This is a genomic window from Thalassospira sp. CA1 (genome assembly GCF_059052855.1).
This window is the reverse complement of record NZ_JBZCIA010000006.1, coordinates 55,366-68,191: the sequence shown is the minus strand read 5'-3', so window position 1 is coordinate 68,191 and position 12,826 is coordinate 55,366. Positions and strand designations below refer to the sequence as shown.

Below are 12,826 nucleotides of genomic sequence, written 5' to 3'. Positions count from 1 at the left end.
TCAGATCCTTCCACGCGGATCATTGCGGTCAAGCTCGTGCAGGGTGCCGGCCTCAAGATGCAGGCGACGGTCGGCGGCGTCAAAATAATGGTCGTCATGGGTGACGGCGATGATGGTTGTTCCGCGTGCCTTGATTTGTGGCAGGATTTCGCAATAGAATTTTTTGCGGAAATAAGGGTCCTGATCGGCGGCCCATTCATCAAGAACCAGGATCGGGCGATGTTCAAGAAGGGCGGTAATCAGGCCAAGCCGTTTGCGTTGACCGGCCGACAGGGCGATGGAAACAAATTTGCCGTCGCGAATGCCGGTGACGTGCGACAGTTCAAACAGGTTGAGCCAGTGTTCGGCTTCTGCGGGGTCGATTTCGGCTGATCCGTGCAATTTGGCAAACAGATGGAAATCGGAAAACACGGTGGCAATCCTGTCGCGGAAGGATGCAATATTTTGCGCGCCAAGCTGGATATCGTCAAACCGGATGGCACCCGATACCGGCCGGTACAGGGCGGTCAGAAGCTTGATCAGGGTTGATTTTCCGGCCCCGTTGCCGCCGGTGATAAAAATCAGTTCCCCCTGTTTGACCGCAAGGCTGATCGGGCCAAGGACAAATCCGTGGCGCGGATCGCGGTTGGGATAGGTGAAACAGACATCCTCGAACACGATTTGCGAAAATCTATCGGGCAGTCTGGTGCCGTTTTCGTCAATCGGTTCGGCGATTGCGCCCAGATCCTGTGACAGGGTGACCATGCGCTGTGCGGCCTGTTCTGCTGATCCGAGAACCGCCATCGCCTGCACCACGGTACTGATCGGGCCGATCATGAACAAGACAGCCGTGCTGACCTTGGAAACCGTGGAACCGAAATTATCGGTATAGACCGGCACGATAAAGACAATCACCGCCAGCAGAACATAAAAGGCCGTCATGCCCATGATCATCTGGCGGAACATCAGGCCATGGGTTTGGGCGGTGACCTGTTCCTTTTCGCGTGAGTTGGCCGAAAAGGCATCAAAAAGGGAGTTGCTGCGCGAAGTCCACATGCGGACCTCGCGAATGCCGGAAAACAGATCGGCGACCTTGCCAAACAGGCCGGTTTCGGTCTGATGGAGGTTGCCAAACCACATGCCAAGCTGCTTGCCCATTTTCAGGTAGATCACAATCCCGATACCGATCACCAGCACGATCAGGAAGAACGCCAGCGTGGACAGCCAGAAGACATAGATCATGACGGCAATAACCAGCAGAAGCGACCGGAATGACATGCCGATCATGTGCGAGTTTTGCGAAATGAGTTGTGTGCTTTGGGTGATGCTGTCAAACAGGCGGGCCTGACCGAACGTTTCAAGCTGTGCGAAATCGGCGCGTGCAATCTGATCAAGCAGCTTTCTGCGGACCTTGTCGATCCCCTGTTCGATCTGGGTCGAGATGTTGCTTAGCAGGAAAACCTCGGCCAGAAAATATACCACGGCAAGCGTGATGAAGCCGCCCGCCAGAAACCAGTCCACCTGATCAACGCCATTATCGGCAATGCTTTCGGCGGCGGTATTGACCAGACCAAGCAGAACCGCACTGCCCGCACCCGACAGCGCACCGGCAACTGCAAGCCGGGCCATCAGTCTGTTATCTCCCCAGGACAACAGTTCGAGCAATTTCATCTGTTTGCAGTCCCCATCAAGCAGGTGGTCAACCACATGGTCTGGCGCGACTGTAGCGGTGCCCGGCGGGGCTGTCCAGTCGGTGGCATATCGCAGGTGCTTTTTCGCGCTGGAAGAATTATGGCCACGGTTTCAGATATATGAGCGGTATGGCAGTGGAATTGGGCCTTCGCTGTTGACCACGAGAATGTTGCTTTGTGCATTCAGACCGAAACGGGCGCGCAGATCTCCATTTTTTGCCACATGCCAGAGCCCGGCAATACCGGCAATGCCGGTATCCCATGTTTCAAGCGGCGGGTCGTCATTGATCCCGGACGAAACCATATCCTGAACCATCCGGGCAAGGTCATCGTCAATTGCGATGCTGTTGGTGCAGACGGTGCGCAGAATTTCAAACGCCGGAAGACTGGGTTTGCCGCAGGACAGCCCGATCATGCGGGTCAGAAGTTGGCCCGGTACAGATGTCAGTTCGCCGGTTAAAAGGCTTTGCCGGATGCAGGCGGCGTTCGTTGCCTCGACCGAGCAGACATTGGGCTTGTGGCCCATTTCATGCCAAAGTCCGATTGCACACCCGGCGGCCATCCCGCCAACACCGCATTGCAAAAAGACATGATCGGGGGTGATGTTTTCATCGCGAAATTGCCGGGCACATTCAATGCCCAGAACCGCATAACCCGCCATAATGTCGCGGGTGACATCAAGTTCATGGCCATAGTCGGTATCAGTAATCAAAAGGACGTCTGGCGATTGTGCTGCATGTTCTGCGGCAAGGACGGCATCGTCATAGGTGCCATCGACGCGCATGATTTCGGCCCCGTTATCGGTGATGCGCGCAATACGGGCCTGATCAACCCCGGAGCCGACATAAATCACCGCACGGCATCCGAATTTTTCCGCCGCCCAGGCAACGGCAAGGCCGTGATTGCCATCGGTTGCGGCAATGGCGGTATAGTTTGCACATTGCGGGCTGCCGGGCTTCAGGCCGCGTTTTAACAGTTGCTGTTTCAGGCCATAGGGCGCGCCAAGTGCCTTGACCCCGCCCAGACCGAACCGTTTGCTTTCATCCTTGATCCAGACGGTGCCAAGATCCAGTTCGCGGGCAAGACCCGTGGCGCGGATCAGCGGGCTTTGTCGATATTCCGGCCAGGATGATATCAGATCGAAAGCCTGATAAATATCTTTGCGCCCCGGTTTGAGGGCGGTGATCGACGTCATTATCTTCTCCGATTATCTGGCCGTGGTCCGGTTTTTTTTTATAGGTTCTTATGGTTTATGAGGGGCATGTGAAGTTGCGTCAAATACAATATGCGTATTGATCATTGTCCATCCTGCCGCGTAGACATTTATGCTAAATCACTGTGATTGTGCGGGTCTTCGATCTTCGTACTCGACGGACTTCCCCATAATCCCTTAGGATACAGGCATTGGTTCATTGCTAACGGCGAGTTGATGATTTTGCGTTTTGAACTCGGCACAAGAATGGTTGCGAGCGGTCTGCTGACAATGCTGTTGTCAGCGTTGGCTGTTGGTGCCTGCGCACAGGACGCCACGACGATAACCGAAGATGCCAATGCAGATATGCCGCGTGTTGATGCCTTGCGGAGCATTGATATCGACAGGTATGACGATGCGATCATTGATCCGGCCACATTCAATCCGGATTTGGTCAATGGCCTGATTTACAAGCCCGATGCCATTCCGTTGTCGCAGTATCGGCGCAAATCCGACAATCCCGACAATATGGCGGCGTTAAGCAATACGGCTGTGATTGCCGGTGACGGACAGACAGAGCCATCCTATTACGCCGCGATTTACAGCGGCAGCACAAGCGGCGTGTATTTCAAGGTCGCCGGTCAGATTTGCGAGATGATGAATCGCACTTTTGAACGCCACCGCGTGCATTGTGTGCCGCTGCGATCCCAGGGGGTCGGCAGCAACATTCGTCTGATGAAAGAAGGGCGGGTGCAGCTTGCGATCGTGCAGTCGAACAATAACTGGGAAGCGCAGAATGGCGTCATGCCGATTCCCGGTGCGCGGTCGGTGATGTCCTTGCATGATGAGATGGGGCTTCTGGTTGTCCGCAATGATTCCGGTATTGAATCGGTTGCCGACCTGCGCGGCAAGCGGGTCAATATCGGGCCGGAAGGATCGGCATCACGCGAATTGTGGCTTGAACTTCTGTCGCGATATGACATCACGCTGGATGATCTTCATACCGTTTACAGTGTTGCGCAGGATTATAACGAACTTGGCATTTGCGAGAATTATATCGATGCATTCGGGCTGTGGATCGGGCATCCGGCGACGCTGATTGAGGATACGCTTGGCTGCGGGGCGCGCGTTGTTGGCATGGGCGGGCCATTGACCGATGCAATGGTCAAGGCAAACCAGTATTTCTTCAATCAGGTTTTACCGGCAAAAACATACAGCGCACAGGAACAGGCGATTTCATCCTATGGCTTCAAGGCATCCCTGATCGCCTATGAACCGGCTGATCCGTATGTCGTGTACTGGATCACCCGGATCATTCATGAAAATATCGACCGCATGAAGGAAATGTTTCCGACATTCCGGAGTGTCGTTGCCGATGACATGTTCGAAAAGGCCAATTTCCTGCCCTTCCACAAGGGGGCGGCATGTTATTGGGAAACCGATGCGCATGCCTGCGACTGGCAACCCTATTATCAGCAGGCCGACCCGCAAGGGCCGCGCAAATGGAATTATTCCTATCAGCAATAAGGTGCCCGGATCCAGCCGATGCGTGGTGCGGTGCCGTGACCGGATGACGGGCAAAAATGGCCGATCAATCGGTCATCTAGAAATTTACGGCAGGACACAAGATCGTCACTGGCACACCAGATGGCGCAATCGGATTTGCGCGGAATTTGGGCATCGGCCTGTGGCCCGATATCCCGACGCAGCAAAAAACGGTTTCCGCCAAATTTCGTGATCAGTCCGTGAATGGCAAGTCCGGTTGAAACCGTGCTGACCAGGCTTGCGAAATTGGTCGGTGCAACGGTGCCTAACATGATGGTGCGACCGTATTTTCGCGCCACGTTGATCCGGTGTTCGACCATCCGGCGTTGCCATCCTTGTCCGCGCCATTGCGGATCAACGGCGACTCCATCAATATGGGCGGCCTTGGCCAACTGATCGGGAGGCAGGTGAAGATCATTCCCGAAATTGGGATCACCGTCACGGGGTAATCCCAACACGCAATAAGCCATCAGACGGTCACCGTTCAAGACACCAAAAATCTGCCCGCAGGCGGCAAGATGATCGGCAAAGAACTGATCGGTTTCGGTGACGGCATTACCCGGCGGCAGGTCTGCAAGCACTTTGTGATGCAGGGCGATGATCGCCGGAAGGTGCGATTGATCAAGCCGGACTATGGGATATTGCGGATATTGCATTTATCGTGCTCATTCGATGACCTCTGCGTAATCAAGCAGCGGCAGCGGCGGATAGATTTTCAGTTTGCGCGCCGATGACAGCCGGATCAAATAGGAAAACCGGTCCAGTGTTTCGACCGGGATATCGGCGGGCGATATGCCATCAATCAGGATTTGTTCGACCTTGCGGGCGGCAAGACGCCCGACAAGTTCATAGCGGCTGACAAGGCCCAGCATGGCGTGCCCGTCGCGGACTTCAAGTTCTGTTGCGCTAAAGGCCGCCAATCCATTGGCAAAACCGGCATCGGTCAGGGTATCGCGATAGGTGCCGATGAAATTATCCGGCCCGATATACAGGATATCCGCACCCCTTTGGGCCAATTGGGCGACAGCAGGGGCAATGTCATCTTCTGACGGTTCGCCTTCGGAGCCAAGGGCAACAGCCAACACATCAAAACCCATTTCGCGCCCCAGTTCTTTCAGATCGGACACGTTGGAAACGGAATTATCCTCCCGGCTGTTAAAAACCACGCCAAGCTTGTCCATAGGACGATAAGCGCGGATCGCATTGATCTGGGCCGGAAGCGGCGCGATGTGGGTGGCCCCTGTGACATTGGGGCGGCTTTGGCCCGCAGGTGCGGCGATGCCGGTTTTCCAAGGTGATGAAACCATCACATATACCACCGGAAGATCGCTGATGTTTTGCGCCGGATTGACAGCATCATATTTGCCGACCACGGCCGATGTGATCCCGGTGCCCCATGTATAAACCAGATCGGGCGGGGTTTTGCGGATGTCATCAATAATGCCGGGCACACGCGAAAGGTCGCGGGCAACGTCATGGATGATCAGGTCAACCGGAATGTCTTTTTCCGCGAAATAGGCGCGAAATCCCTGTTCGACATTGGTTTCGCCGCGCCACAGGATCATGGCGATTTTCAATGGGGCCTGTGGCGATTGCGCGGCGGCCGCCGGCGCAAGGAACATGCCGATTGCAAGTATGAATAATATCGCAAGGACGCCCGTCATACGGCTTGTCGGTCGAAGGCGGGGCATCATTTGGCTGTTCCCCCGTCTTTTTGTTTGGTCGGATGTTCAGCGGGAACATGCCCGATCAGAAGTTCGAAGCACAGAACGCAAAACGCTGCAAAAGCCCCGAAAACCAGAACGGCGTATGTCGTGCCGACCATTAGTGTCAAACCGGCGGCAAGTAACGGGCCCGCAGCCCCGCCCAGCCGTTCGGCCAGGCGCAAGACGGCAAGGACGGGGCCTGTGCCGTGATCCCTGGTGAAATCCTTGCTGAGTTTCAGACTGGCGGAAAGCTGTGCGGGGATCGAGGTTGCCTGTGCAAGACCCAACAGGGCGACCGCCACGGCAAACAGGGCATATTGCGGGAACCAGCCCGCCAGCAACAATCCGGCGGCGGTCAGCCCGCCGCCAATGCCGACCGCGCGGGTTTCGTTCTGGTTCTTGTCTGTCCATTTTGCCGCTGCCCAGCCGGTCAGGATGGCAACCAGCCCGTAAAGCATGATCACCCGCCCGGTTTCAGCCGTGGTCGCCCCCGATTGCAGCAAAATCATAGGGGTCAGGTAATATAGAAAACCGCTGAGGATCAGTTTGGCGGGGATGGCGGCAAACAGGATCAGGACCTGCAAACGGCGATTGCCCAACATGGCACGCAGGGCGGCCCGGGTCGGGATCGGTGGCGGGGTTTTGCCGTGCACCATATTATCCATCAGGAAGAACGCCAGAAGCACCGCGACAAAGGCAATGGCAGCACCGGCGACAAAGGTCATGTCCGGGCCAAAATGACCGGCAATAATCCCGCCGATGGCCGGGCCGCAGATATCGGCCAGCATGATGCCACTGACCATCATGGCCGTGCCTTGTGTGCGGTTGCTGTCATTGGTGGCATCAAGAACATAGGACTGACAGGCGACAAAGGTGGTGGCATACCCGATACCCGACAGGGCCCGCCACAGTACAAGATCCCAGATGCCCGCCGCAAAGGCGGTACCAATTAGGCCGAGTGTTGCCAGAAACGCGCCACACAGATACATGCGAAGGGACCCGACCTGTTCCTGAAACAGGCTGCAAATCGGCATGGCAAGGGCCACCATCAGAAGATGCACCGCCATGACCACACCGGCACCAAGTTGGCCGTCCAGACTGTGCGATGTGATCTGGCCAAAAAAGGCCGGCATGATTGGCCGCGCCAGTTCCTCGGCTAGGACGAACATGAAGGCCAGCATCCGTACACCGATCAGCTTGACCTCGCGTTCGTGTCGGGGATGCGTGCCGACCTTTTGCGCGGTGTTTGTGATCATGGCATTGATCCGTTCCATGAACTGGCCGATTTCGTCACGGGTGCTTTGACCATGCAGCAGGGTAAATTTGCGGTCGCGCACATTGCCAAGCACCTTGCGGGCCACACGCACCGGTAGGGCGACATTCACCGTCAGTACCAGCAACATCAGTTCGAAGGACAGGGTCAGTGTGATGATGAAAATGATGGCAATGTCATAAAGATTGTCTGTGACTGGGCGCATCAGGGCTGCGCGCGCATGGCCAAGCACAATTTGGATATCGTTGTGATCTTCCGCATGGGGCAGGGCCAGACGGGTGATAATATGAGGGGTGCTGTTACCCGTGTGGGCCTGTAATGCGGTGATAATTTCAGCTTTTGGCAGACCACTGGCATGCAGGATTTCACTTTGGTCATTCGTCGCGGCAATCGCCGCAAAAACCAAATCGGGATCGCCGTTGCGAAGCTGATCGACCACGGTTTCAAAGCCGACAATTTCGCGCAAGGGAATGCCCAAACGCAGGGCGTTTTCAATTTTTTCGCCTAGGACCCTTGCCTCGATCCCGGCCTTTTCACGGATTTCGGTTTGCAGATCCGCGCGCGCCAGTTCGGCCGCCCGCCATGAAATTCCGATCAACGCAATGCACAGGCAAACGGAACTGAACAGCAGCAAAATCCAGATCGTCCCCTTGGGGAAAAGGCGGCTGCGCAGGCTGTGGGTATCCGGGGTGCGGCATCTGGTTTTCTGGCTGGCAGAGCGGGTCATTTTTTTTCCTCCGCCAGCGTTTCCGATAGGCCATCCATGCCATCCTGTTTTGCATGTTGTGGCAACTGATCGCGAATTTCGCGATATACGGCGATCAGTTCGATCTCGCTTTCGGTCAGAACATCACCGTCATGGGGGCGGATGTTCGGGGCCTTGCCCGCGACGGCACGCGCCAGGTCTTCGTGCAGTTCCTCAAAAACGCGATGGCGACGGCGCATCAGAACGAACAGAAGGCCAAGGATCGGAATGATCATGCCCATGCCAATCGCGGCTGATTTCCACATTTCCGAGAAGGCATTGGCAAGCTTGGCTTCGGATGCGGCCGTGCTTGCGGTGATGACGACTTGCCCGGCGCACTGACCAAGACTGTCAAGCAGGATTTGACCGGCGGTGACGGTGCCCGGAACAAAATCGATCCATTGATCACGGGCCTGTTGCGATATTGTCTCCCCTGCACCAACCGGGTTATCGGGGGATCGTGCTGCATGACTGATGATTGTGTTGTCACAGTCCAGAACGGCGACATTCCGGATATCGTTGGACATCCCCAGACGCCGTTTCAGAATCGATTGCAGATTTTCCATATTTTGCAGTTTCAGACCAAGGTCAATGCCAGCAAGGACGTCCTGGCTGGTTTCATTGAGAATGACCGTCATACGCTGGGCTTGAAGGGTCTGTAATGTCTGCTCGAATCGCAGGTAGTTCAGGACCGTGGTCATGCTTAATGCACTTGCCAATACAAGGAAAAGGGCCAGCCCAATCTTGGTCGACAGCTTCAAGAACGTGTCTCCGGCAATATAAATTTCAAATCATGGTCCAGCCAAGCCGGTTATATGCTCAGAAACCCGCTTTTACAAACCGTATGGTTGACTGCATCGGGCTTACGGTCAAGGCTGTATAAAACCTTGTTTCGGTTTGCAGAGCTGATCGTTAGCGATTATGATTTGCCAAGGGATAATAAACCGGGGGACGAGATGGGGTCTGAAACGCTTGAAGTGCTGAAACAGCGCAAAAGGCAGCGCCTTGCAGGCGATGTTGTGCGGCGCAATACTCTTTGGGCGGCCACGACCGGTTTTGTACCGATCCCTGTTGTCGATTCTGCGGCCACGGTTGCGGTTCAGCTGAAGATGCTGGCAGAACTGAGCGATGTTTACGGTGTCGCGTTTAATAAAAGCAGCGGCAAATCGGTGATCGCGGCCTTGACCGCGTGCATTACCAGTGGCGTTCTGGGGCGGGCTCTTTTGGGGACCGGCATTTTTTCCAATCTTGCCAAGGTCATGCCGGTGATCGGTTCGACGCTCAGCATTGTGACGATGCCCGGTTTCAACGCGGCATTTACCTATGCGCTTGGCCGTGTTTTCCAGCAACATTACGCCGCAGGCGGCACTATGACAGACTTTGATCCCAAAAAGGCAGAGTCCGACATCCGTCAGAAATTCAAGGAAGGCCTGAAGTTCGAACATGAACGGAAAACGGCGTGAAAAAATGCCTAGGGCCAAAACAGGAATTCGGGTGACCAAGCAATGCATTTGATTTTGATTATGATCTATCTGTTGGCCTGTGGTGTGTGTGGCATGCTCGGACGCAGAACATCGTTCGGATTTCTGGGGCACTTTCTGTTGGCGATTGTGATTACCCCGATTGGCGATTTTCTGGTTCAGATCGTTGCGCGTCCCTCGCGGGAGCTTCGTGAAAAGCTTAAAGACCTTGATTATGAATAAGATGATGACTGACGGGCGATCAGCAAACGTCACGATACACCCGACGACGAGATGATGAATGGTTGATAGCGCGACAGTCGCACCCGGTGCACCGGACGAAAACGGAACTGCCCGCAAAAAAAGGCGGTGGTTGGCCTATATACGGTACTTTTTCATCAGTGCTGGTATACACCTTCGGCATTTGCGCACGACATTTCTGATCGGGCTGCTGTTTTTGCTGATTGCGATTTTCGCGCTGGCCCCGCAGATTTTCATTACCGTTCCTGCCGGTCATGTTGCGGTCATGTGGTATCGGTTCTTTGGCGGGACTGTCGTTGACACAACCTACGGCGAAGGCATTCACATGATCTTCCCGTGGGATGAAATGTATATCTATGACGCGCGTCTGCAAAACCAGGCGCGTGTGTATGACACCATTTCATCAAACGGTCTGTCGATGGAAGTCGATATCGCCGTGCGGTATCGGATCAACCGTGAAGCGGCCGGTATGCTGCACAAGTTGGTCGGCCCCAATTATGCGGAAATCCTTGTATATCCGGAAATCGGCTCGCACGCGCGTGAACTGATTTCGCGCTATACGCCCGAACAGCTTTATACCGAAACCCGAGCTTTCATTCAGGCCGAAATCCTTGAACGTATGGTCAATGAATTGGGATCGTCCCTGGTCAATCAAAGTTTTCAGGGGCGTCTCGTAACGGTTGAAGATGTTTTGATCCGCTCTGTAACCCTGCCGGAACGGGTGGCGGATGCCATTGAACGCAAGGCCGAACAATATCAGGCCATGCTGGAATATGATTTTCGACTGGCGCGCGAAGAAAAGGAAAAGCAGCGCAAAAAGATCGAGGCAGAAGGTATTCGTGAATTCCAGGATATTGTTGCCAAAACGATTACCGAGGAATATCTGCGTCTGCGTGGTATCGAAGCGACCATGACCCTTGCGACATCGAAAAATAGCAAGACGATCATTATCGGTGGCAAGGATGGCCTGCCTGTTATCCTCAATACCGCAGATGCCCCAGCAGGTAGCAGCCCGGATACCAGTTCCGGTGCGGAACTTGTGAACGATACCGCCGAAAGCCTGCCAAATGCGGGGGCGGTTAATGCCCGCGCCCAGGAAGTCGCGCCGCAAAATGCCATTTCGCCCGGAGTGCGTGCGCCGGCCGAACCGGTTGAAAAACGCACAAGAACCGGTGCACAAAATGCCAACGCTATTCCGGTAATGCCGGAAATGAAACCGGCCGCCCCGCCCGCAGACAAGCCAGAGCCTGCCGGAACCGTCGGTAAAACGGCAGAAAATGTTCTAAGATCGATTGCGCCTGTCTTTGATTCGTCTACGACTGCAGGGGGCGGTGCTGTAAAACAAAGTGACATGGAACCGACGGCGACACACGAGCTGGTCGGGCAACCTGAAATTTCAAAAACTGGTAGCAAATAAAGGGTGTTGTTCGTTGCCACTGTTGGTTATTTCAGGTAATCTTGAGGAATAGACTTTGCGTATTGATCATCAACCTACAGGTACAAAATCAAGAGGCGATAATGAGCGAAGCAGAAACCATCGAAGAGACTGAAGAACTGGCCGCCGCGAAAGCGGATGAAATTCGTGCCCAGTCCCGTGACTGCATCCATCGTCATAGCGTTTATGCTGCGGTTGGTGGTCTTGTTCCGATCCCCTTCCTCGAAATGGCGACCAGCAGCACCATCCAGCTTCGGATGCTTGCAAAACTGTGCGACATTTACGGCGTTCCGTTTTCTGAAAACGCGATCAAGAATTCGATTTCAACCCTGGTTGCGACAGTTCTGCCGATGACCGGTGTCGGCTATGCGACAGCGGCAATTGTCCGCAAGGTGCCGGTTGTCGGGACGATCTTTGGCGTTGTGGCAATGCCGACCTTTGCCGGTGCCTGCACCTATGCGCTTGGTCGTGTTTTTGCCTGGCATTTTGCCAAGGGCGGGACGGTTGACAATTTCGACGCCGATGAAATGAAGGGCCGTTTCAAGGACGAGTTCGAAGACGGCAAACGAAAGGCTTCGGAATTCGTCAAAGGCGGCAAAAGCACCGCCAAACCGGCAGCGGGCGAAGCAGCCGCCAAAGCCTGATTGATCATCAAGTTTTTAGATCGTATTTTGAGAATGCCCAAAGCACGCTTTGGGCATTCTTTTTTTGTTTGTTCCAAAAGATGCATCGAAGGTTTAGGCATGTCCGTCAAGCTGCCGATCAAGACCCACCATCTTGTGTTTCAGCGCCCGAAGGGGACGGGAACATTCGCGCCGTCCGATATCTTGCGGGCGACGTTGGCGGTTCTTGATATCGACGGTCTGGACGATGCATCCTGTGGGGAATGGGCAGATACGCAATTGCATCTGGCCGAGATGAAAAGGCTGGCGTCATTCCAACATGCGCGCCGCCGCAAAAGTTTTGTCTGCGGGCGACTTGCCGCCAAGGCGGCCCTGGTGGCCTATTTCCCGGATATTGATCCACAGACACTTGAAATCGGATCGGGTGTTTTTGATCAACCCCTGATCGTTGGCGGTGGAGAATCCTTGCAGGGGATGTCGGTTTCAGTGTCGCATTCCGATAGCTTTGCCGTGGCAGTTGCCTTCCATCGGGCCCATCCATTGGGCATTGATGTCGATCTGCCGACGGTGACGGACGTAGCGGGAATTCTGGATGGTTTCGCACCCCATGTGCAAAAAATGATCCGTATCTGCGATCTTGACGATCATAGTGCAGCCTGTCTGCTTTGGGTCGCGCGCGAAAGTCTGGCCAAGACCCTGACAACCGGCATGATGACGCCGCTTGATCTTTATGTGCCATCGTCGATTGATCGCAACGATACCGGGTTTGAGGTGCGATATGCCAATTTTGGCCAGTATCGTACCGTCATCTGGCCCGGTGAACGCGGGTGGCTTGGTCTGACATTGCCGGATCAAACAGGGTTCGATCCGGCAAGTCTGGCCTGGGGTTCGTTCGTCGCGTTCTAAGTGCTCAATC

General features: G+C 54.8%; 12 protein-coding genes. 6 read left to right on the top strand and 6 right to left on the bottom strand.

Annotation, left to right across the window (positions count from 1 at the left end; genetic code table 11):
• On the bottom strand, positions 1 to 1,650 hold the full coding sequence (locus tag AC5Q5A_RS11830; RefSeq protein WP_493895402.1) for a cyclic peptide export ABC transporter: 1,650 nt from the start codon (positions 1,648 to 1,650) through the stop codon (positions 1 to 3).
• A 132-nt stretch (positions 1,651 to 1,782) separates the two neighbouring features.
• Positions 1,783 to 2,865: a diaminopropionate ammonia-lyase gene (locus AC5Q5A_RS11825; RefSeq protein WP_493895401.1), complete on the bottom strand. Its 1,083-nt coding sequence runs from the start codon at positions 2,863 to 2,865 to the stop codon at positions 1,783 to 1,785.
• A 264-nt stretch (positions 2,866 to 3,129) separates the two neighbouring features.
• Here AC5Q5A_RS11825 and AC5Q5A_RS11820 point away from each other — a divergent pair, with 264 nt between their 5' ends.
• Complete coding sequence (locus AC5Q5A_RS11820; RefSeq protein ID WP_493895400.1) at positions 3,130 to 4,389, top strand: TAXI family TRAP transporter solute-binding subunit; 1,260 nt, start codon at positions 3,130 to 3,132, stop codon at positions 4,387 to 4,389.
• On the opposite strand, the gene AC5Q5A_RS11815 is transcribed toward AC5Q5A_RS11820, so the two are convergent.
• Genes AC5Q5A_RS11815 through AC5Q5A_RS11800 form a run of 4 tightly spaced genes read right to left on the bottom strand, consistent with a single transcriptional unit; the run spans position 4,380 to position 8,892 of the window.
• The gene (locus AC5Q5A_RS11815; protein ID WP_493895399.1) at positions 4,380 to 5,063 is read right to left on the bottom strand and encodes a GNAT family N-acetyltransferase; all 684 of its coding nucleotides are present in this window, start codon (positions 5,061 to 5,063) and stop codon (positions 4,380 to 4,382) included. The two genes, AC5Q5A_RS11820 and AC5Q5A_RS11815, sit on opposite strands and share 10 nt — an antisense overlap.
• Positions 5,064 to 5,072: 9 nt before the next feature.
• Positions 5,073 to 6,101, bottom strand: coding sequence for an ABC transporter substrate-binding protein (locus AC5Q5A_RS11810; RefSeq protein ID WP_493895398.1), 1,029 nt, complete (start codon positions 6,099 to 6,101; stop codon positions 5,073 to 5,075).
• Positions 6,098 to 8,113: an MFS transporter gene (locus tag AC5Q5A_RS11805; protein WP_493895397.1), complete on the bottom strand. Its 2,016-nt coding sequence runs from the start codon at positions 8,111 to 8,113 to the stop codon at positions 6,098 to 6,100. The genes AC5Q5A_RS11810 and AC5Q5A_RS11805 overlap by 4 nt, the downstream gene beginning before the upstream one ends.
• Positions 8,110 to 8,892, bottom strand: coding sequence for a hypothetical protein (locus AC5Q5A_RS11800; RefSeq protein ID WP_493895396.1), 783 nt, complete (start codon positions 8,890 to 8,892; stop codon positions 8,110 to 8,112). Before AC5Q5A_RS11800 ends, AC5Q5A_RS11805 begins: the two co-directional genes overlap by 4 nt.
• A gap of 195 nt (positions 8,893 to 9,087) precedes the next feature.
• Here AC5Q5A_RS11800 and AC5Q5A_RS11795 point away from each other — a divergent pair, with 195 nt between their 5' ends.
• From AC5Q5A_RS11795 to AC5Q5A_RS11775, 5 genes are all read left to right on the top strand, one after another.
• Positions 9,088 to 9,594, top strand: a complete 507-nt coding sequence (locus tag AC5Q5A_RS11795; protein WP_493895395.1) for a YcjF family protein — start codon at positions 9,088 to 9,090, stop codon at positions 9,592 to 9,594.
• A gap of 42 nt (positions 9,595 to 9,636) precedes the next feature.
• A complete protein-coding gene (locus AC5Q5A_RS11790; RefSeq protein ID WP_493895394.1) occupies positions 9,637 to 9,834 on the top strand; it encodes a hypothetical protein in 198 nt (65 codons plus the stop codon).
• Between the two features lie 58 nt (positions 9,835 to 9,892).
• Complete coding sequence (locus AC5Q5A_RS11785) at positions 9,893 to 11,269, top strand: prohibitin family protein (RefSeq protein ID WP_493895393.1); 1,377 nt, start codon at positions 9,893 to 9,895, stop codon at positions 11,267 to 11,269.
• A 101-nt stretch (positions 11,270 to 11,370) separates the two neighbouring features.
• Complete coding sequence (locus tag AC5Q5A_RS11780; protein ID WP_493895392.1) at positions 11,371 to 11,931, top strand: YcjF family protein; 561 nt, start codon at positions 11,371 to 11,373, stop codon at positions 11,929 to 11,931.
• 99 nt (positions 11,932 to 12,030) lie between these two features.
• Positions 12,031 to 12,816 (top strand): 4'-phosphopantetheinyl transferase family protein, encoded by a 786-nt coding sequence (locus AC5Q5A_RS11775; protein WP_493895391.1) that lies wholly within the window; start codon positions 12,031 to 12,033, stop codon positions 12,814 to 12,816.
• Positions 12,817 to 12,826: the final 10 nt, after the last annotated feature.

Coding starts and splice junctions, on each gene's coding strand:
- AC5Q5A_RS11830 (WP_493895402.1), bottom strand. CDS start 1,650: ATGAAATTGCTCGAACTGTTGTCCTGGGGAGATAACAGACTGATGGCC.
- AC5Q5A_RS11825 (WP_493895401.1), bottom strand. CDS start 2,865: ATGACGTCGATCACCGCCCTCAAACCGGGGCGCAAAGATATTTATCAG.
- AC5Q5A_RS11820 (WP_493895400.1), top strand. CDS start 3,130: ATGGTTGCGAGCGGTCTGCTGACAATGCTGTTGTCAGCGTTGGCTGTT.
- AC5Q5A_RS11815 (WP_493895399.1), bottom strand. CDS start 5,063: ATGCAATATCCGCAATATCCCATAGTCCGGCTTGATCAATCGCACCTT.
- AC5Q5A_RS11810 (WP_493895398.1), bottom strand. CDS start 6,101: ATGATGCCCCGCCTTCGACCGACAAGCCGTATGACGGGCGTCCTTGCG.
- AC5Q5A_RS11805 (WP_493895397.1), bottom strand. CDS start 8,113: ATGACCCGCTCTGCCAGCCAGAAAACCAGATGCCGCACCCCGGATACC.
- AC5Q5A_RS11795 (WP_493895395.1), top strand. CDS start 9,088: ATGGGGTCTGAAACGCTTGAAGTGCTGAAACAGCGCAAAAGGCAGCGC.
- AC5Q5A_RS11790 (WP_493895394.1), top strand. CDS start 9,637: ATGCATTTGATTTTGATTATGATCTATCTGTTGGCCTGTGGTGTGTGT.
- AC5Q5A_RS11785 (WP_493895393.1), top strand. CDS start 9,893: ATGGTTGATAGCGCGACAGTCGCACCCGGTGCACCGGACGAAAACGGA.
- AC5Q5A_RS11780 (WP_493895392.1), top strand. CDS start 11,371: ATGAGCGAAGCAGAAACCATCGAAGAGACTGAAGAACTGGCCGCCGCG.
- AC5Q5A_RS11775 (WP_493895391.1), top strand. CDS start 12,031: ATGTCCGTCAAGCTGCCGATCAAGACCCACCATCTTGTGTTTCAGCGC.